General features: G+C 62.9%; 18 protein-coding genes. 11 read left to right on the top strand and 7 right to left on the bottom strand.

The features are described from left to right. The first annotated feature begins 27 nt into the window (after positions 1–27). Positions 28–867: a S1/P1 nuclease gene (locus tag ABD704_RS03450; protein WP_344698292.1), complete on the top strand. Its 840-nt coding sequence runs from the start codon at positions 28–30 to the stop codon at positions 865–867. Here ABD704_RS03450 and ABD704_RS03445 read toward each other — a convergent pair. After that, positions 864–2,315 (bottom strand): AMP nucleosidase, encoded by a 1,452-nt coding sequence (locus tag ABD704_RS03445; protein WP_344698291.1) that lies wholly within the window; start codon positions 2,313–2,315, stop codon positions 864–866. The two genes, ABD704_RS03450 and ABD704_RS03445, sit on opposite strands and share 4 nt — an antisense overlap. Positions 2,316–2,388: 73 nt before the next feature. Between ABD704_RS03445 and ABD704_RS03440 the strand changes: the two genes are divergently transcribed. Then, positions 2,389–2,673 (top strand): YciI family protein, encoded by a 285-nt coding sequence (locus ABD704_RS03440; RefSeq protein ID WP_344698290.1) that lies wholly within the window; start codon positions 2,389–2,391, stop codon positions 2,671–2,673. A gap of 130 nt (positions 2,674–2,803) precedes the next feature. Beyond that, entirely contained in the window at positions 2,804–3,256 is a 453-nt protein-coding gene (locus ABD704_RS03435) for a hypothetical protein (protein ID WP_344698289.1), read from the top strand. Here ABD704_RS03435 and ABD704_RS03430 read toward each other — a convergent pair. Continuing rightward, the gene (locus tag ABD704_RS03430; RefSeq protein ID WP_344698288.1) at positions 3,253–3,516 is read right to left on the bottom strand and encodes a glutaredoxin family protein; all 264 of its coding nucleotides are present in this window, start codon (positions 3,514–3,516) and stop codon (positions 3,253–3,255) included. The two genes, ABD704_RS03435 and ABD704_RS03430, sit on opposite strands and share 4 nt — an antisense overlap. An 87-nt stretch (positions 3,517–3,603) precedes the next feature. On the opposite strand from ABD704_RS03430, the gene ABD704_RS03425 reads away from it, so the two are divergent. After that, a complete protein-coding gene (locus ABD704_RS03425) occupies positions 3,604–4,779 on the top strand; it encodes an aminotransferase (protein WP_344698287.1) in 1,176 nt (391 codons plus the stop codon). Beyond that, entirely contained in the window at positions 4,776–6,239 is a 1,464-nt protein-coding gene (gene amaB, locus ABD704_RS03420; RefSeq protein ID WP_344698286.1) for an L-piperidine-6-carboxylate dehydrogenase, read from the top strand. The genes ABD704_RS03425 and amaB overlap by 4 nt, the downstream gene beginning before the upstream one ends. Here amaB and ABD704_RS03415 read toward each other — a convergent pair. After that, positions 6,198–7,052, bottom strand: a complete 855-nt coding sequence (locus ABD704_RS03415) for an EAL domain-containing protein (protein WP_344698285.1) — start codon at positions 7,050–7,052, stop codon at positions 6,198–6,200. The two genes, amaB and ABD704_RS03415, sit on opposite strands and share 42 nt — an antisense overlap. Next, a complete protein-coding gene (locus tag ABD704_RS03410) occupies positions 7,049–7,438 on the bottom strand; it encodes a response regulator (RefSeq protein WP_344698284.1) in 390 nt (129 codons plus the stop codon). Before ABD704_RS03410 ends, ABD704_RS03415 begins: the two co-directional genes overlap by 4 nt. A gap of 133 nt (positions 7,439–7,571) precedes the next feature. On the opposite strand from ABD704_RS03410, the gene ABD704_RS03405 reads away from it, so the two are divergent. After that, positions 7,572–8,279: a PilZ domain-containing protein gene (locus ABD704_RS03405; protein ID WP_344698283.1), complete on the top strand. Its 708-nt coding sequence runs from the start codon at positions 7,572–7,574 to the stop codon at positions 8,277–8,279. Positions 8,280–8,320: 41 nt separating this feature from the next. Further along, on the top strand, positions 8,321–8,869 hold the full coding sequence (gene msrA, locus ABD704_RS03400) for a peptide-methionine (S)-S-oxide reductase MsrA (RefSeq protein ID WP_344698282.1): 549 nt from the start codon (positions 8,321–8,323) through the stop codon (positions 8,867–8,869). Here the strand turns inward: msrA and ABD704_RS03395 are convergent. From ABD704_RS03395 to ABD704_RS03385, 3 genes are read right to left on the bottom strand one after another with little or no spacing between them, the layout of a single operon-like run. Further along, a complete protein-coding gene (locus ABD704_RS03395) occupies positions 8,866–9,771 on the bottom strand; it encodes an L-threonylcarbamoyladenylate synthase (RefSeq protein WP_344698281.1) in 906 nt (301 codons plus the stop codon). The two genes, msrA and ABD704_RS03395, sit on opposite strands and share 4 nt — an antisense overlap. 38 nt (positions 9,772–9,809) lie before the next feature. After that, on the bottom strand, positions 9,810–10,166 hold the full coding sequence (locus ABD704_RS03390) for a GntR family transcriptional regulator (RefSeq protein WP_344698280.1): 357 nt from the start codon (positions 10,164–10,166) through the stop codon (positions 9,810–9,812). A 42-nt stretch (positions 10,167–10,208) separates the two neighbouring features. Then, complete coding sequence (locus ABD704_RS03385) at positions 10,209–10,856, bottom strand: nitroreductase family protein (protein WP_425565380.1); 648 nt, start codon at positions 10,854–10,856, stop codon at positions 10,209–10,211. A 64-nt stretch (positions 10,857–10,920) separates the two neighbouring features. Here ABD704_RS03385 and ABD704_RS03380 point away from each other — a divergent pair, with 64 nt between their 5' ends. From ABD704_RS03380 to ABD704_RS03365, 4 genes are read left to right on the top strand one after another with little or no spacing between them, the layout of a single operon-like run. Beyond that, positions 10,921–12,732 carry a peptide MFS transporter gene (locus tag ABD704_RS03380; RefSeq protein WP_344698279.1) on the top strand — a complete coding sequence of 604 codons (1,812 nt, stop codon included), beginning with the start codon at positions 10,921–10,923 and terminating at the stop codon, positions 12,730–12,732. Next, positions 12,729–14,123, top strand: coding sequence for an amidohydrolase (locus ABD704_RS03375; protein WP_344698278.1), 1,395 nt, complete (start codon positions 12,729–12,731; stop codon positions 14,121–14,123). Before ABD704_RS03380 ends, ABD704_RS03375 begins: the two co-directional genes overlap by 4 nt. Continuing rightward, on the top strand, positions 14,120–15,493 hold the full coding sequence (locus ABD704_RS03370; RefSeq protein ID WP_425565379.1) for an amidohydrolase family protein: 1,374 nt from the start codon (positions 14,120–14,122) through the stop codon (positions 15,491–15,493). The genes ABD704_RS03375 and ABD704_RS03370 overlap by 4 nt, the downstream gene beginning before the upstream one ends. After that, a complete protein-coding gene (locus ABD704_RS03365; RefSeq protein WP_344698277.1) occupies positions 15,490–16,146 on the top strand; it encodes an NnrU family protein in 657 nt (218 codons plus the stop codon). Before ABD704_RS03370 ends, ABD704_RS03365 begins: the two co-directional genes overlap by 4 nt. Positions 16,147–16,164: the final 18 nt, after the last annotated feature.

Below are 16,164 nucleotides of genomic sequence, written 5' to 3'. Positions count from 1 at the left end.
TCACCCGAATCTCAAGAGTGTTTGTCCATGAAAGTACGGTTCCTGTTGCTTGCCGCCGGCGCGGCCGCGCTCCTCCCGTCGCCAGCCTTCGCCTGGGGCAAGACCGGGCATCGCGTCGTTGCAGCCATCGCCGATACGCAGCTGAGCGGACTTGCCCGCGCACACATTAAGGAAATCCTCGGCGGGGCGGAAAGCCTCGACGAGGCCGCGAACTGGCCGGACGAGATGCGGTCGGATCCCGCGCCTTTCTGGCAGAAGACGTCGACGCCGTGGCATTATGTGACGCTGAACGGGATCATGTACGACCATGCGCCGCCCGAGGGTGATGCGCTTCAGGCACTGTCCCATTTCCGCGATGTGCTCCGCGATCCGAAGGCCAGCCTGGCCGACAAGCAGCTGGCGCTTCGCTTCATCGTCCATCTCGTAGGCGACCTTCATCAGCCGCTTCACGTCGGCAAATGCTGCGACAAAGGCGGGAACGACGTTATGGTGAAGTGGTTCGGCAAGCCGACCAACCTCCACGCCGTTTGGGATTCGCAACTCGTCGATGACGAGCAACTGTCGTTCACCGAGTTGGCGGCCAAACTGGAGCGGCACACGAGCGATCAGGAGGTGATCGACTGGTGGGATATCGATCCGCGCGACTGGATCAGCGAGAGCGCGGAGATCCGCGATACGCTCTATCCGCCGCCTGCGAAGAAGCCGGCCAAGGGTAAGAGGAGCAAGGGACCGCAGCTTCCGGAGCTGTCCTATTCTTACGTCTATAAATTCTCGTCGGTCATGGAGCGGCGGCTCAAGCAGGCCGGCATTCGCCTCGCGGCCTATCTTAACGACGTTTACGCCGGGCCGCAGCCGACTATCCGCTAGCGCAGCGGCGGCTCGTCGAAGCTTCGGAGCTTGCGGCTGTGGAGGTCTTCACCTTCGCGCTGGAGCAGGTTCAGCGCCTCGATGCCGATGCGGAGGTGCTGGCTGATCGCCTTCTCGTAGAATGCGTTGGCTTGACCTGGGAGTTTGAGCTCACCGTGGAGAGGCTTGTCGGAAACGCATAGCAACGTGCCGTAGGGGACGCGGAAGCGGTAGCCCTGCGCGGCGACGGTCGCCGATTCCATGTCGATAGCGACCGCTCGGCTCTGATTGAATCGTAGGGAAGAGGCAGCGTAGCGCAGCTCCCAATTGCGGTCGTCGGTGGTGACGACGGTGCCGGTGCGAAGGCGTTGCTTAACACTGTCCTCGTCCTCGCCGGTGATCGCGGTGGTCGCTTCGAACAAGGCGCGCTGCACCTCCGCGATGGCCGGAAGCGGCACTTCCGGCGGCAGCACGTCATCGAGGACGTGGTCGTCGCGCAAATAGGCGTGGGCGAGGACATAGTCGCCGATGGTCTGGCTCGGGCGCAGGCCGCCGCAGTGGCCGATCATCAGCCATACGTGTGGACGGAGCACCGCTACATGATCGCAAATGGTCTTCGCGTTTGAGGGGCCCACGCCAATGTTGACGAGGGTGATGCCGGTGCCGCCCTCGGCCATCAGATGGTATGCCGGCATCTGGTGCCGCCGCCACTGGCCTGCCGCGATTTGAGCCTCGGCATCGGCCAGCTCGCCGCGTTCGTAGAGCGCGCCCGGAACCGAGAGAGCAGTAAACCGTGATTCCTTCCGCCGCAGTGCATCGACGGCGACCGCCACGAATTCATCGACATAGCGGACATAGTTGGTGAACAGGACGAAGTGTTGGAAATGCTCGGACGGGGTGCCGGTGTAATGCCGCAGCCGCGCGAGGCTGAAGTCGGTGCGTGGTCCGTCGAACAGCGCAAGCGGACGGGCAGGATGACCGGTCGCGTTCCACACCCCGTCGGCGATCTCGTCGCCGATGTGGACGAGCTCGTTCGAAGGGAAGAAGCGGGACAGCTCGGCCGTCCCGATATTGCCGACCTCGATCCCGCTGTTTTCGATCACATAGGCGTAGGGAATCTCGCTCGCCGAGCGACCGACCGAAATGTCGACGTCATAGTCCCGCGCGAGATGCTCGAGCTGCTCGACGAGATAGTCGCGAAACAGTTCCGGCCGCGCAATACTTGTCGCATAGGTGCCCGGCTGGTTCAGGCGAGCGAAGGCCCGGGCCACGTTCTTGCGGGACAGGCTGCCGACGTGATCCACCCGCAGTTCTGGGTAAGCGAACAGTCCCTCGCGGCGGGCTTGCGACGTAGGCGCGGTGCCGTCGTTCACGTAAGCGGCGAGAGCCTGCCTCAGGTTGCCGACGGACTCGTCGTAGATTGCGGCCAGCTGGTCGACGATTTGCCGCGCGTTGATTCCCCTTGTCATGGCCTCGGGTAGTAGGCCCGTGCCATGCTATGCAAGTGGCGAGCGCCGCTGCTCGTGCCCAAGGAGAGAGCCGATGCATTATCTTGTCGCCGGCATTCTGAAGCCATGCTCGAACGATCAGGTCATCGCGCTTCGCGACGAATGGCAAGAGCATCTAACTCAACCGAACCGGACCATTTCACTGTTCGGGCTTCTCCGCGACAAGGAAGGAAAGCGCCAGGGCTACATCGCTTTCATCGAGGCGAAGAGCTTCGAGGAAGCCGAGGAATTCATGCGGCAAAGTCCGTTTTACGAGAACGATCTCTACGAACGAGTCGAGATCGCGGAATTTCAGTCGCAAGTCGGCGACTTCGCTTAAGGGCGCTCGATATCAATCCGCTTCGGAGCGAAGCTTAAGCCCCGCCACAGCACGCTGCCGGTAACGCGACCGTATGTCGGTACTGGCCCATTCACGGTCCCAAAAGCCGCGTGAGCTCCGCCGTCGGGTGATGCTTCGCGCACGTCTGCGAGCTGGGATCGGCTGGAGCGACGCCTGCATCCTCAACGTCTCCTCGCGCGGGCTGATGATCAATTCGACCACAGCCGCCGGCCAGCAGATGGGTAGCATGATTGAGGTCAGGCACGGCGAGTACGTCATCGTAGCCGAGGTCGTGTGGCGGAGTGGCACACGCGCTGGCCTGAGGAGCGAAGAGCGCGTGCCGGTTGAGGAGATCATGGCGCTCAGTTCCGCGCCATCGCTTCAGCTTAATGCAAGTCAGTGGCCTGCCATCGAGCGCCGCATGGAGCCTCGCTCCTATGAAGACAGCCGCCTTCGTTCCCGAGCTATGGAGTTTGCGGGAATTACGATCGTCGCGATTTCGCTCGCGATGGGGGTTCTTGCGATGGTGGAGCAGGCCTTCGCAGCACCGCTCGCGACGGTTGAGAGGGCCCTTGACGGCTAGGCGTGGTCGGCTTCGGCGCTTTCGAGGTAGCGCGCCAGCTCCTCGCTCCCGCCGATTCGTTCTCCGTTCACGAAGACCTGCGGCGTTGTCTCCACGCCATGCTCGGACTTGAAAAAGTCGACTTGCTCGCGGCTTTCGAGGATCTTGTCCTCGAACGGCAGCCCGGCGTCGTCCAGCATGCGCTTTGCAAGCAGGCCAAACGGGCACGTGTGGGTCGGTAATACCATCCGATAGAGTTCGATCCGCTGATCTTTCGCCATGTGCCTCTCGTAAGTGACTGTTTGAAAGACGGAATGCGGACCCCACGCAAAAGTTGCTTCACTCGGCCCGTCTGAGGGCTATTGCCGTTGAAACGAGAGCGAAGCGACGTGAACCCACTCTACGAACAGATGAAGACCAGCGTGTTCGAGCGCATGTCGCTGTTGGCGGCAAAGCATGGCGCGGTGAACCTGGGGCAGGGGTTTCCGGACTTTGGCTGGCCCGACGAGGTCCTGGAAGCGGCCACTCGGGCGCTAATCGAAGCTTCCAACCAATATCCGCCGTCGCGCGGTCTGCCCGCTCTCCGCGAAGCGATTGCGGGGCATTACGAGCGGCAGCAAGGGCTCGATCTCAAACCAGATCATGTCTGCGTGACCAGCGGCGCAACCGAAGCGCTTGGCGCGGCAATCCTTGCGACGGTCGAGCCGGGCGACGAGGTAGTCATCTTCACGCCAGCATATGACAGCTACGCGCCGATGATCCGCCGGGGCGGCGCCGTCCCGCGTGAAGTCGCGCTGCAGCCGCCCGGCTGGCGCATCGAGCGTGACGCGCTCAAGGCCGCGATTACGCCGCGCACCCGCGCGATCATGGTCAATAATCCGCACAACCCGACGGGGCGGCTGTTCGACCTGCAGGAGTTGCAGACTATCGCCGACGTGGCGCGCGAGCATGACCTGATCGTCATCAGCGACGAGGTATGGGAGCATGTGTTGCTCGGCGGCGCTCAGTTCACGCCGCTTTTCGCGTTTCCGGGCATGGCTGAGCGGACCATCAAGATCGGTTCGGCGGGCAAGATTTTCTCGCTCACGGGTTGGAAAGTCGGCTGGACCATTTCGGCTCCAGCGCTTGCTGGCGTGCTCGCTCGCGCGCACCAGTTCCTAACATTCGCGACTGCCCCGAACCTCCAAACTGCTGTCGCCTTCGGTCTAAGCGAAGGCGACGATTGGCTCTCTCCGATGCGTGATCGTTTCACGCGGGCGCGGAACCGGATGGCGGGAGCGCTGAGTGACGCCGGCTATGTCGTCCTGCCCTCCGCCGCGACCTATTTCCTTTGTGTTGATCTCAAGGCATCCGGGATTGATCTCGACGATGAGGCCTTTGCCACGGCCGCTGTGGAACGGGCGGGCGTGGCAGTCGTGCCGCTATCTGCATTCGCGGAGCAGGAATCTTCGAGGCATCTTGTCCGGCTGTGTTTCGGCAAGCGAGATGAGACGATCGACGCCGGCGTTGCGGCGATGGCCCGGGCGAAGGAGATGCTTGCATGACGCCTGCCGACGAAACGCGGGAAATTCTCGATCTCGCCGGTATCGAGTGCGCCGGAAAGCTGGTGAGCTATTCGCCGATCGACGGCAAGGTGATTGGTCGCGTAACGCGCGGCGACCCTGAGCAGGCCTGCGCGCGTGCCGCTGCCGCCTTTGAAATCTGGCGCAACGTGCCTGCGCCACGCCGCGGCGAGCTCGTGCGCCTGCTCGGCGAGAGGCTGCGCGAGGCAAAACCGGTCCTCGCCAAGCTCATCACGCTCGAATCCGGCAAGATCATCCAAGAGAGCCTCGGCGAGGTTCAGGAGATGATCGACGTCTGCGACTTCGCCGTCGGGCTGTCGCGACAGCTTTACGGACTCACGATCGCCAGCGAGCGGCCCGACCATCGAATGATGGAACAGTGGCATCCGCTCGGGCCCGTCCTCGTCATCAGCGCCTTCAATTTCCCCGTGGCCGTCTGGGCCTGGAACGCGGCAATAGCGCTGGTTTGCGGTAATCCGGTGATCTGGAAGCCGAGCGAGAAGGCGCCGCTATGCGGCGAGGCTGTCATGACAATCGTGCGCCGCGCGATGGACCGGTTCGGCAGTGCGCCAGAGGGGCTTGTGCAGCTCGTTCAGGGTGAACGCGATGTCGGCGAATTGCTTGTCGACGATCCGCGCATTGCGCTGGTCTCGGCCACCGGATCGACTGCCATGGGCCGTGATGTCGGGCCACGCGTTGCCAAACGCTTCGGCCGCGTTCTGCTCGAGCTAGGCGGCAACAATGCAATGATCGTCTGCCCCAGCGCCGACCTCGAACTTGCGGCGCGTGCCATCCTGTTCTCGGCCGCGGGAACGGCGGGGCAGAGGTGCACGACACTTCGCCGCTTGATCGTCCACGAGAGCATCGCGGACCAGCTTGTCGCGCGCCTCCGCCGACTATTCGCGCAGGTGAAGGTCGGCGATCCGCGCAAGTCGGAAACGCTGATCGGTCCGCTCATCGATGAGGCGTCGTTTAAAGCGATGAAAAAGGTCCTCGGCGGCAACATCGAGCAGGTCGAAGCGGTCGAGGGCGGTTTCTACGTTCGGCCCGCGATCGTCGAAGTCGGCGCCCAGGAAGGGACGGTCCTCAAGGAGACCTTCGCTCCGATCCTCTACGTACTCCGCTATCAGGAACTCGACGAGGCGATCGCTCTCAACAACTCGGTGCCACAGGGCCTATCTTCATCGATCTTCACGCTCGACCTCCGCGAAGCCGAGCTGTTCATGTCGGCGCGGGGATCCGACTGCGGCATCGCCAACGTCAATATCGGGCCGTCCGGCGCGGAGATCGGAGGGGCATTTGGCGGCGAGAAAGAAACTGGCGGCGGGCGCGAGAGCGGATCGGACGCGTGGCGCACCTACGTGCGGCGACAGACTAACACGGTGAACTACGGAACCGACTTACCCCTCGCGCAGGGTATCAAGTTCGACCTCGCGCCATAGGGCGAGCTCGTCGTTGCCTACGAGCGAAGGCCAGCGCTTGCGGAAGTCCCGCTTCCACTCGCCAAGCATGTGCGGCGGTAGTGGCGGTGAGATCAGGTAGCCTTGCGCCACGTCGCATCCGAGCTCGTGCACAAGCCGAAGTTGCTCGACCGTTTCGACGCCCTCGGCAGTGGCTGAAAGGCCGAGGCCGTGAGCAAGGTCGACGACCGCCTGGATGATAAGCCGGCAATCGCGCGAGCGCCCGAGATCGGCGACGAACGCTTGGTCGATCTTGAGCTCGGTGAACGGAAGATGCCGGAGCTGAAGAATCGACGAATAACCGGTTCCGAAATCGTCGATGGCAAGTCCGATGCCCTTGATACGAAACCGCGTCAGCGTGTCCATCAGCTTGATCAGCGGCTGGGTCGCCCCCTCGGTCAGTTCGAGCACCAGCCGGTCAGTAGGAACATCGAGCGCGCGGCACATCCGCTCGACGAGGTCAGGGAAATCAAGATGTTGCAGGCTCAGCGCCGAAATGTTGAAGGCGAGGCAGGTATCGATGCCTTCCTCGCGCCAATCGATCCACTGCTTGAGGATCGTGCGCAGGCCCCACTGCGTAAGGTCGTCGATCAGGCCGTGTTGCTCGGCCAGCGGGACGAAGCGCGACGGCTCGACCGGCCCAAACTCCGGATCGTCCCAACGAACTAATGCCTCGACGCGAGTGAGATGTCCGTCCCGCAGGGAAACCTTCGGCTGATAGACCATGTTCAGCCGTTGCCCTTCGAGTGCCTTCTCGAAGCCTGCGAGCAGCTTACCGTCGCCCTTTCGCCTCATGTGACCAGCGTTGTCCGCAATTGATTGAGGACCTTTTCCAAGTTCTCTAGGCGAACGGGCTTCTCGACGGGACCGGCCATCTTGAGTCCGAGCGCTTCGCCGAGCCGGAAGGCAGATTCGAGCACGCGCCGGTCGAACCCGCTCACGATCAACACCGGCGAGTGGTAACCTTCCTCCGCAAGGAAGCGCAGAAGCTCCACGCCGTCCATCCCGGGCATGCCGAGGTCCAGGGCAACCATGTCGGGCTTGGTCGCCCGGAAGGTATCCCGGAATTGGGTGTCGTTGGAGGTAACGACTGGCTCGAAGCCGCATTCGCGAGCGGCGTCGGCGAGGAAGTCGGCTAGCGCCGGCTCATCATCGATCAGCAGCAAGCTTGGCTGCGCCAAATCGATCTCCTCTCTCCCTCTCTAGCGAGGCGTGTAAGCTACAGAACGCGCGGTCAAGCAGAAGAAACGCCTTTTTAACCGTGCTGTCCATAAAGTCCCAATTTGGCGCGAATACGCCCTAGGAGTTTAACCTATGTTCTCTGCGCTGATCCGTCGGAAGCCTGCGTTCGAGCAGGATGGCGGCCGCGAGATCTCTTTCGAGTCGACGACCGTTTCGCTGTCGACTGCGGTTCCACGGCCGGTCGAGCGCCGCCGCGACGAGCGTTTCGCGGCGCAGCTCCGCGTTGCGAAGCTGACGGGCAAGTCGGGCGATCAGCAACTGGTGAAGGTCAAGAATCTGTCGGCGGGCGGCCTCATGGCACTGGTCCCGAACGGCGCGCAGATCGGCGACTATTTCGATGTCGAGCTTTCGTCGGAAAAGATCCCGGCAACGGTGGTCTGGACACGCGACGACCTCATCGGCCTGAAGTTCGAGCAAAGTCTCGATCTTGGCGAACTCCTTGCCGGCCGCAAACCGCGTCACGGCTTCCGTCCCCGACCGCCGCGCCTCGAAATCGCCTGCAAGGCGTCGGTGCGTGTCGGCAAGCTCTATTACAGCGTCGACGTGCATGACATTTCGCTTGAGGGCATGAAGGTCGAACCGATCGAGGAATATTGCGTTGGCAAGAAAGTCATCGTGGTCGTCGAGAGCCTTCGTCCTATCAAGGGTGAGGTGCGTTGGTATTCCGACCGCCGCGCCGGCATCGTGTTCGACGCGCCGTTGGAGTTCCAGGAACTGACCGAGTGGGTCGGCAAGCGCCTAGAGCTCGCAAGCCTGAAAGCCTCTTACAACAAGGGCTGACGCTGCCTATTTCCGCTTCACACCGAAAAGGAGCGGAAACTATGGCCGAACAAGTCGCAATCCTCGCTGGCGGATGCTTCTGGTGCACGGAAGCCGTCTTTCTCGACGTCGTCGGCGTGACCAAGGTCGAAAGCGGCTATACCGGCGGCTCGGTCGCCAACCCGACCTACAAGCAGGTTTGCGGCGGCGACACCGGCCATGCCGAAGCGATTCGCATCACCTTCGATCCGGATCAGCTCAGCTATGACGATCTGCTCGACATCTTCTTTGCCACCCACGACCCGACGCAGCTCAACCGCCAGGGCAATGACGTCGGGACGCAGTACCGGTCGGCCATCTTCCCGCTCGACGGTGATCAGGAGCGGAAGGCGCGCGAGGCGATCGAGCGCGCTAACGCCGAAAATGGCGGTCGTACCGTCACGACGATCGAGCCACTCGGCGAATGGTATCCGGCCGAGGACTATCACCAGGATTATTGGGCCGGCGAAGGCCAGCGCAATCCATATTGCATGGCGGTAATCCCGCCGAAGCTTCAGAAATTGCGCAAGAGCTTCCGGGCTCGGGCGAAGAGCGCGGCCGCGACAGCCTAGGCGGCTGCGCGCCGCAAGCGGTCGTTGATTGCGGCTCCGAGTCCTTCGTCAGGCACTGGGGCAATCGCGATACGGGGCTTAGGCGACGCGTCTCCCTTGTGCAGCAGATCGAACAGGCGCGCCGCGGCCTCGACAAGGTCGGCCGACGCGCTGAGCGTGTCGTCGCCCGCGATATTGCCGAACCCAATCATGAATTCGTCCGGCTCGGCTTGAGCCGCATTCAGACGAAGGGGTTTAGACGGCGCGTAATGGCTCGCCATTTGCCCGGGCGCCTCGATCCGATCTGACGACGCTGGGTCGGCATCAATCTGGACTGGCCCCGGGCGAAGCAATCGAAGTGGCCCACCTGTTGCCGCAATGATGGTGGATTCGATTCCCCGCTGTGTGGCGCCGTCGTTGATGATGAGCGAGATTTTACCGCCCAAGCTCTTGAGGACATGCTCGGCGCGGGTGGGACTGATCCCGCCGCTCGCGTTCGCCGATGGCGCTGCCAGGGGCCGCTCGACCGCTCGGAGGAGGGCCCGCATTGCTGGATGGGCCGGTACGCGAATGCCGATGCTCGGAAGACCCGCGGTGACGATGGACGCAATGCCTGCGCCTTCACGAAGGGGGACAACCAACGTGAGTGGGCCCGGCCAATGTGCCGAGGCGAGGGCGGATGCATCTGCCGAAAACTCGCCGAGCTGCTGAGCGGCTCCGAGATCGGATACATGAACGATCAGCGGGTTGAAGCTTGGCCTTCCCTTGGCCTCGTAGATGCGCGCAACGGCCTCGGCATTAGTCGCATCTGCCGCCAGCCCGTAAACAGTCTCGGTCGGCACAGCGACGGGTTCACCCGCGCGGATCAGTAGGGCCGCTTCGGCTATGTTCTCGTCGTTGAAAGGTAGAACCCGCGTCTGCACGCGCTGCGGGCTAGAGGATTAACGCCCGTGCGGGAAGTTCAGGCGCGTTCGCGCTCGAGCAGCTCCGACGCGTCGATTCCCAGCCGATTCATGCGCGCGCGGATCTCGGGCCATTCTTCCTTGAGGAAGCGACTGCGCTCGGAATCGCGAAGCCGGGCGCGGGCGCCCGCGGCGACGAACATGCCAACACCGCGCTTTACCACGATGAGGCCTTCGTCCTGGAAACCCTGATAGGCCTTGGCGACCGTGAGCGGATTCGCCTGTTCCTCGGCGGCAAGCGCGCGAACCGACGGCAGCGGGTCTCCGTCGCTGAATTTTCCCGCCATGATCGCATCAGCGATCGTCTCGCGGAGGCGGACGTAGACCGGCTTGTCGTGCTGGGTTCTGAGCGTCATGCTGTCATAATACAGCGTGTCGCAGGAAATTCAATCTCTATCTTAGGGTCGAGGCAGTTCCCACGCCCTCGTCACCGCGGAAAGCGAAGGCCGCACGCGCTCTTCGAGCTCGCGGCTCGGGTGGCCGATGAAAATGAAGCCGGCGATCCGCTCGTTCGGCTCGCAAAAAGCCTGCCGTACCCGCTCGGAGTAGGTCCGCCACCCGGTGACCCAGCCCGCGACGTAGCCCAGCGCGTGTGCCGCAAGGAGCATGTTCAATGCCGCCGAGCCGCAAGACAATTCCTGCTCCCAAACCGGAATCTTATGGTTCGGTACCGGAGCTGATACGAGGACGACCAACTGCCCGGCGTAGTGAGCGAATTGGTCCTCCTTTTCGTGGTGAGCGATGGTGGCGCGCGGATCACTCTCGACAAGAGCCTGGCGCAGGAGCGCACCGAACGCATCGCGCTGGTCTTCGCCGACGGTGATGAAGCGCCACGGGGAGAGCATGCCGTGGTCCGGCGTTCGCACCGCAATCGTAAGGATGCGCTCCATCTCGCTGGCGCTGGGACCGGGACCGACAAGCTCACGCGGTTTGGCGGAGCGACGACTTTCGAGCAGCGAAAGAGCGGATGAGGTGTCGTTGAGCATCGAACCGAGCAGATAGGGGCGACGGCACCTCTCAACAATGCGCTTCAGAATCCGCTTCACAGGGCGGATTTGCCCGCTAGGGTCGCCGCTTCGCGCGAGGGCTCGCGCTAGGGGAGATAACCGGATGGTCGATACGCCAGCCGTCGAAGAACCGTTTTCGCCAGCTTCGGGGCGCACAAATCCTGCCGACAAGAACACCTGGTTTGGCCATCCGCGACAATTGTCGCGGTTGTTCACGACCGAGGCCATGGAGCGCTTCGGCTATTACGGCATGAGGGCGCTACTAACGCTCTACCTGACCAAGCACTTCCTGTTCTCGGATACGACGACAACCGGCCTGTACGGCGGGTTCACCGCGCTCGTGTATCTGACACCGTTGATCGGCGGCTTCATCGCCGACCGTTACCTTGGCTCGAAGCGCTCGGTGAAGTTCGGCGCGATCATGATGGCGGTCGGCTACTTCGTCCTTTGTTTCGGCGGAGACACGGCCAAGCCTCACGCGGTCATCGATGGCCAGCGCTACGAAGTTCAGGTCGAGAATTTCATCGACCGGCCAACGTCCACGGGCGAGGAAGTCCGTTACGTCACGACAGGCAGCGAGCGACTGAAGATCAAGGGCAACGATGACGGCAGCGTCGATCTGCTACGGGCCGACAATAGCGTCGCCCGCAATCTTCCGAAGGGCTCGTTCGAGCCCGGAGCGGATCGCAACAGCCTGTTTGTGTTCCTGATGCTGATTGGCCTGTCGCTAGTGACCGTCGGCAACGGTTTCTTCAAGCCGAACATCTCGACCATCGTCGGTTCGCTTTATGCGCAGGGCGACCGCCGTCGCGACGCCGGCTTCACCATCTTTTATATGGGCATCAACCTAGGCTCGTTCTTTTCACAGCTGCTGTGCCCCTTCCTCGCGGACAATGTCGGCTGGTGGGCAGGCTTCGGCCTTGCGGCCGGCGGTATGCTGCTTGCTGCAGCCTTGTTCCAGTTCGATGGCGGGCGGCTAGACGGTTACGGCGAGCGGCCTGAAGGTGCAGATCCGTCGCGTGACTTGCTGATCTACGGTTGCGCAATCCTAGCCGTGCCGGCGGTCTATTTCCTCTTCACCAACCTCATGAACGCGACAGCCGCGGAGCCCGGAAGCGGGATCGTGGGCTACGTCATGAGCCTGCCGCTGATGGGCCAGGTCCTGTTCCTGACCTTCCTCATCTCGATTCCCGGCATTCTTGCATGGTCGTTCTTCAAGGGGAGCCGCCAGGAATTCCAGATGATGCTGGCAGCCATGGTGCTCATCGTCTTCAACGTCGTCTTCTGGACGCTGTTCGAGCAAGCGGGCTCGTCCCTGACGTTGTTTGCCGATCGCAATACGGACCTCCATATCACCAGCAACTGGTCGATCTCGGCGGGTCAGACGCAGTCCTTCAATGCGATCTTCATTGTGCTGCTGGCGCCATTGTTCTCGATCCTTTGGAATGGGCTTGCGCGGCGCGGTCTCGAACCGCCGATCCCCATCAAGTTCGGCCTCGCGCTCGTGGGCGTCGGTCTTGGCTTCCTGTTCCTGGTGTGGGGCTCCCAGTTTGCCGGCAGCGACTTCAAGGTCGGCATCTGGTGGCTGGCTGGACTCTATTTCATCCACTCTGTTGCCGAGCTGATGATCTCGCCGGTGGGTCTCTCGATGATTACTAAGCTGTCGATCGCTCGCGTCGTCGGCTTGATGATGGGGGTCTGGTTCCTGTCTATCTCCGTCGCGCAATATGTTGCCGGCGCCGTGGCGCAGGTCGCTTCGGTCGAGACGGTCGGCGGGCAGGTCACCAACCTGCAGGTCAGCCTTAACACCTATCTCCACGTGTTCACGATCATTGGTGAATGGGCTGTCGGGTTCGGCGTTGTGCTCCTGCTTCTCAGCTGGCCGCTCAAGTACCTCATGCACGGTGTGAAGTGATCCGAGCGCTCGTCGCGGTTGCGACGTGCACGTTCGCGCTGGCAGGGTGTGCAGACTTCGGGGGTAAGCCGAAAGGACCGCCTCCGGTCCGCTTCAATGAGGACCCGTACCCTTCGACCTACGCTCGCTACCCGGGCGTGCCGACGGTCATCCGCCATGCGACCGTGTTCGACGGCGAGGGCAGGCGCATAGACGATGGCACAGTCTTGTTTGCCGACGGGGCGGTCCAGGCCGTCGGCGGACCCGAACTGGCTAGCCCAGTCGGCGCGGTGGAGATCGACGGCACCGGCAAGTGGGTGACGCCGGGTGTCATCGATATTCACAGCCACCTTGGCGACTATCCGTCACCGGGCGTGGAAGCTAATTCCGATGGCAACGAAGCGACCTCGCCAGTGCGGCCCGAAGTGTGGGCCGAACATAGCGTCTGGCCGCAAGATCCCGGTTTCAGCCGTGCGCTGATGAACGGCGGCGTGACGACACTTCAGATCCTTCCGGGCTCGGCGAACCTGTTTGGCGGTCGCTCGGTCGTCGTGAAGAACGTGCCCGCGAGGACTGCTCAGGGCATGAAGTTTCCCGGCGCGCCCTACGGCCTGAAGATGGCCTGCGGCGAGAACCCGAAGCGCGTCTATGGCTCGAAGGGCACCATGCCGCAGACGCGCATGGGCAATATCGCCGTCGCTCGCGAGACCTGGATCAAGGCGCAGGCGTACAAGCAGAAGTGGGACAAATATTACGCTGACGGCGGCGACATGCCGGAACGCGACCTTGCTATGGACACGCTGATGGGCGTGCTCGACGGCAAAATCCTCGTTCAGAACCACTGCTACCGCGCCGACGAAATGGCCAACATGATCGATATGAGCCACGAATTCGGCTACAAGATCAGCGCCTTCCACCACGCCGTCGAAGCCTACAAGATCGCGGACATCCTCGCGCGCGAAGGTATCTGCTCGGCGATGTGGGCGGACTGGTACGGCTTCAAGATGGAAGCCTATGACGCGATCAAGGAGAATATCCCGCTGGTCCACAATGCCGGCGCATGCGCGATCGTACACTCGGACGATCCAAACGGCATCCAGCGCCTGAACCAGGAAGCCGCCAAGGCACTGGCCGACGGGCGCCGCGCCGGCATCAACATCAGCGATGAGGTCGCCTGGGAATGGCTCAGCCGGAATCCCGCAAAGGCGATGGGCATCCTCGACAAGACCGGAACGCTCACCCCGGGCAAGATGGCCGATGTGGTGCTGTGGAACGGCAATCCGTTCAGCGACTACACCCGGCCCGAGCGCGTGTGGATCGATGGCGCACTGATGTACGACGCCAACGATCCAAAGCGGCGGCCGGTCAGCGACTTCGAACTCGGCCAGCCCGGCGAAGGAGACACGAAATGATGCGCCGCATCGCCGTGCTCCTGCTCGCAGCTGCCTCACCATTGAGCGCGCAAAGCTTCGCGATCGTCAACGGTACGGTCGCCAAGGGTGACGGATCGCAGCCCATTCAAGGCGGAACGGTAGTCGTCCGCGATGGTCGCGTCGTCGCGGCGGGCGCGAGCGTGAATGTGCCCGCTGGAGTTCAGGTCATCGATGCCGCGGGAAAGTGGGTTACCCCCGGCATTGTCGGAGGCTTCACGCGGCTTGGGCTGGCGGACGTCGACCTGTCCGCCGACGGGTCGAACGACGCTTCGTCCGATGGGCCGTTCAGCGCCGCGCTCGATGTCGTCCCGGCCATCAATCCGCTGGCGACGCCGGTCGCCGTGAACCGCGCCGATGGCGTCACCCGCGCGCTCGTCGTCCCAAACGTCGGAAAGAACATCTTCGCTGGACAGGGGGCGGTCATCGACACCGGCGCCGACATGGACCCGATCACACGGCCGCGTCTGTTCCAGTTCGTCGAGCTTGGGGAGACCGGCAAGGACAAGGCCGGCGGATCGCGCGCGTCGGCCCATGTGCTGTTCCGCAACGCTCTTCGCGAGGCGGCCGAGCTTCGCCGTTATGCCGCGCCCGCGGTCTCGAGCCGCGCCGGACAGGCCGTCGAACCCGTCGTTCGCAACCCAAACGAGTCACGGGTTTACGGACCTGACGCTCGACGCAGTGAGGACGTTCTGCTCACGCGTTTCGACGCGGCTGCGCTCGTTCCAGTGCTGCAGGGGCGGCAGTATCTGCTCGTCCACGCTGAGCGCGCGAGCGATGTTCTCGGAGTCATCGACCTCAAGCGCGAATTCCCTTCGCTGAAGATCGTTCTCGTCGGCGCAACCGAGGGATGGACGGTGGCCGACCGCATAGCACGATCGGGAATCCCGGTGATCGCTTCGCCAGTGAATGACCTTCCGGCGAGCTTCGAGCAGATTGCGGCGACGCAATCGAACGTCGGGCGCTTGCGGGCCGCGGGCGTCAACGTGTCGATCGGAACGATCGACGACAGCGACACGCGCAACATCTTCTGGGAACGGCAATATGCTGGTAATCTCGTCGCGTTGCAGCGCGTACCTGGCGCGACGGGTGTAAGCTGGGGAGACGCGCTGGCGATGATAACGTCCAAGCCCGCCGAAGCGATCGGGATGGGGGCCGAAATCGGCAGCCTCGCGCCCGGACGCCGCGCGGACGTGGTGATCTGGTCGGGCGATCCGCTCGAAGGGTCGAGCGCTGCCGAAGCCGTCTTCATCGATGGCGTCCGCCAGCCCCTCGACACACACCAGACGCGGCTCATGCAGCGCTACCGATATCTGCCGCGACGCGATCTGCCGGAGGCATATCGGCATTGACGGTACAGATGGGCCTCTTCTTTTCGGCGATTCTGTTTCTGGCGACGCATTTCCTGCTTTCCCACCCACTCCGCGAGCCGCTCGTCCGGCGCGTCGGAGAGAAAGCTTTCCAAGGTTTCTATTCGATCGTCGCGCTGATCACGTTCGGCGGAATGATCTATTTCTACCGCGTGATCGGCCGCGAGCCGCCACTGTGGGATGCCGGTGAGGCGGGCTGGATCGTTGGCGCGATCGCGATGTGGCTCGCCTCGATCCTGTTCGTCGGCTCCTTCATCGGCAATCCCGCTCTGCCCGGTGCGAGAGGACCGCGTGGCGGGCCGAAGGGCGTATTTGCCATCACCCGCCACCCCATGATGTGGGGCTTCGCGATCTGGGCTGCGGTGCATCTGACGGTCATTGCCATGCCGAAAGCGCTATTCTTGGATGGGCCGATCATCCTACTCGCGATCCTCGGGTCCTATGGACAGGACCGGAAGAAGGCGAAGCTGATGGGCGAGGCGTGGCATGAATGGACCGCGCAAACCGCCTTTATCCCGTTCACCCGCGGCGTTGCTTATCCGGGAACCGTGGCGCTGGTCGGCGGGACGTTGCTGTACTTGGTAGCGACATGGCTGCACCCGATCCCGGTCGGCTTCTGGCGCTGGATTGCGTAAACGCGCTAAAGCGCTGCC

Origin of the sequence: Sphingomonas limnosediminicola (assembly GCF_039537965.1) — a bacterium.
Classification (GTDB): Bacteria; Pseudomonadota; Alphaproteobacteria; order Sphingomonadales; family Sphingomonadaceae; genus Sphingomicrobium; species Sphingomicrobium limnosediminicola.
Note: the sequence above shows the minus strand (reverse complement) of the source record. Positions and strands in the feature narration are given on the sequence as shown.

Coding starts and splice junctions, on each gene's coding strand:
- ABD704_RS03450 (WP_344698292.1), top strand. CDS start 28: ATGAAAGTACGGTTCCTGTTGCTTGCCGCCGGCGCGGCCGCGCTCCTC.
- ABD704_RS03445 (WP_344698291.1), bottom strand. CDS start 2,315: ATGACAAGGGGAATCAACGCGCGGCAAATCGTCGACCAGCTGGCCGCA.
- ABD704_RS03440 (WP_344698290.1), top strand. CDS start 2,389: ATGCATTATCTTGTCGCCGGCATTCTGAAGCCATGCTCGAACGATCAG.
- ABD704_RS03435 (WP_344698289.1), top strand. CDS start 2,804: ATGCTTCGCGCACGTCTGCGAGCTGGGATCGGCTGGAGCGACGCCTGC.
- ABD704_RS03430 (WP_344698288.1), bottom strand. CDS start 3,516: ATGGCGAAAGATCAGCGGATCGAACTCTATCGGATGGTATTACCGACC.
- amaB (WP_344698286.1), top strand. CDS start 4,776: ATGACGCCTGCCGACGAAACGCGGGAAATTCTCGATCTCGCCGGTATC.
- ABD704_RS03415 (WP_344698285.1), bottom strand. CDS start 7,052: ATGAGGCGAAAGGGCGACGGTAAGCTGCTCGCAGGCTTCGAGAAGGCA.
- ABD704_RS03405 (WP_344698283.1), top strand. CDS start 7,572: ATGTTCTCTGCGCTGATCCGTCGGAAGCCTGCGTTCGAGCAGGATGGC.
- msrA (WP_344698282.1), top strand. CDS start 8,321: ATGGCCGAACAAGTCGCAATCCTCGCTGGCGGATGCTTCTGGTGCACG.
- ABD704_RS03390 (WP_344698280.1), bottom strand. CDS start 10,166: ATGACGCTCAGAACCCAGCACGACAAGCCGGTCTACGTCCGCCTCCGC.
- ABD704_RS03380 (WP_344698279.1), top strand. CDS start 10,921: ATGGTCGATACGCCAGCCGTCGAAGAACCGTTTTCGCCAGCTTCGGGG.
- ABD704_RS03370 (WP_425565379.1), top strand. CDS start 14,120: ATGATGCGCCGCATCGCCGTGCTCCTGCTCGCAGCTGCCTCACCATTG.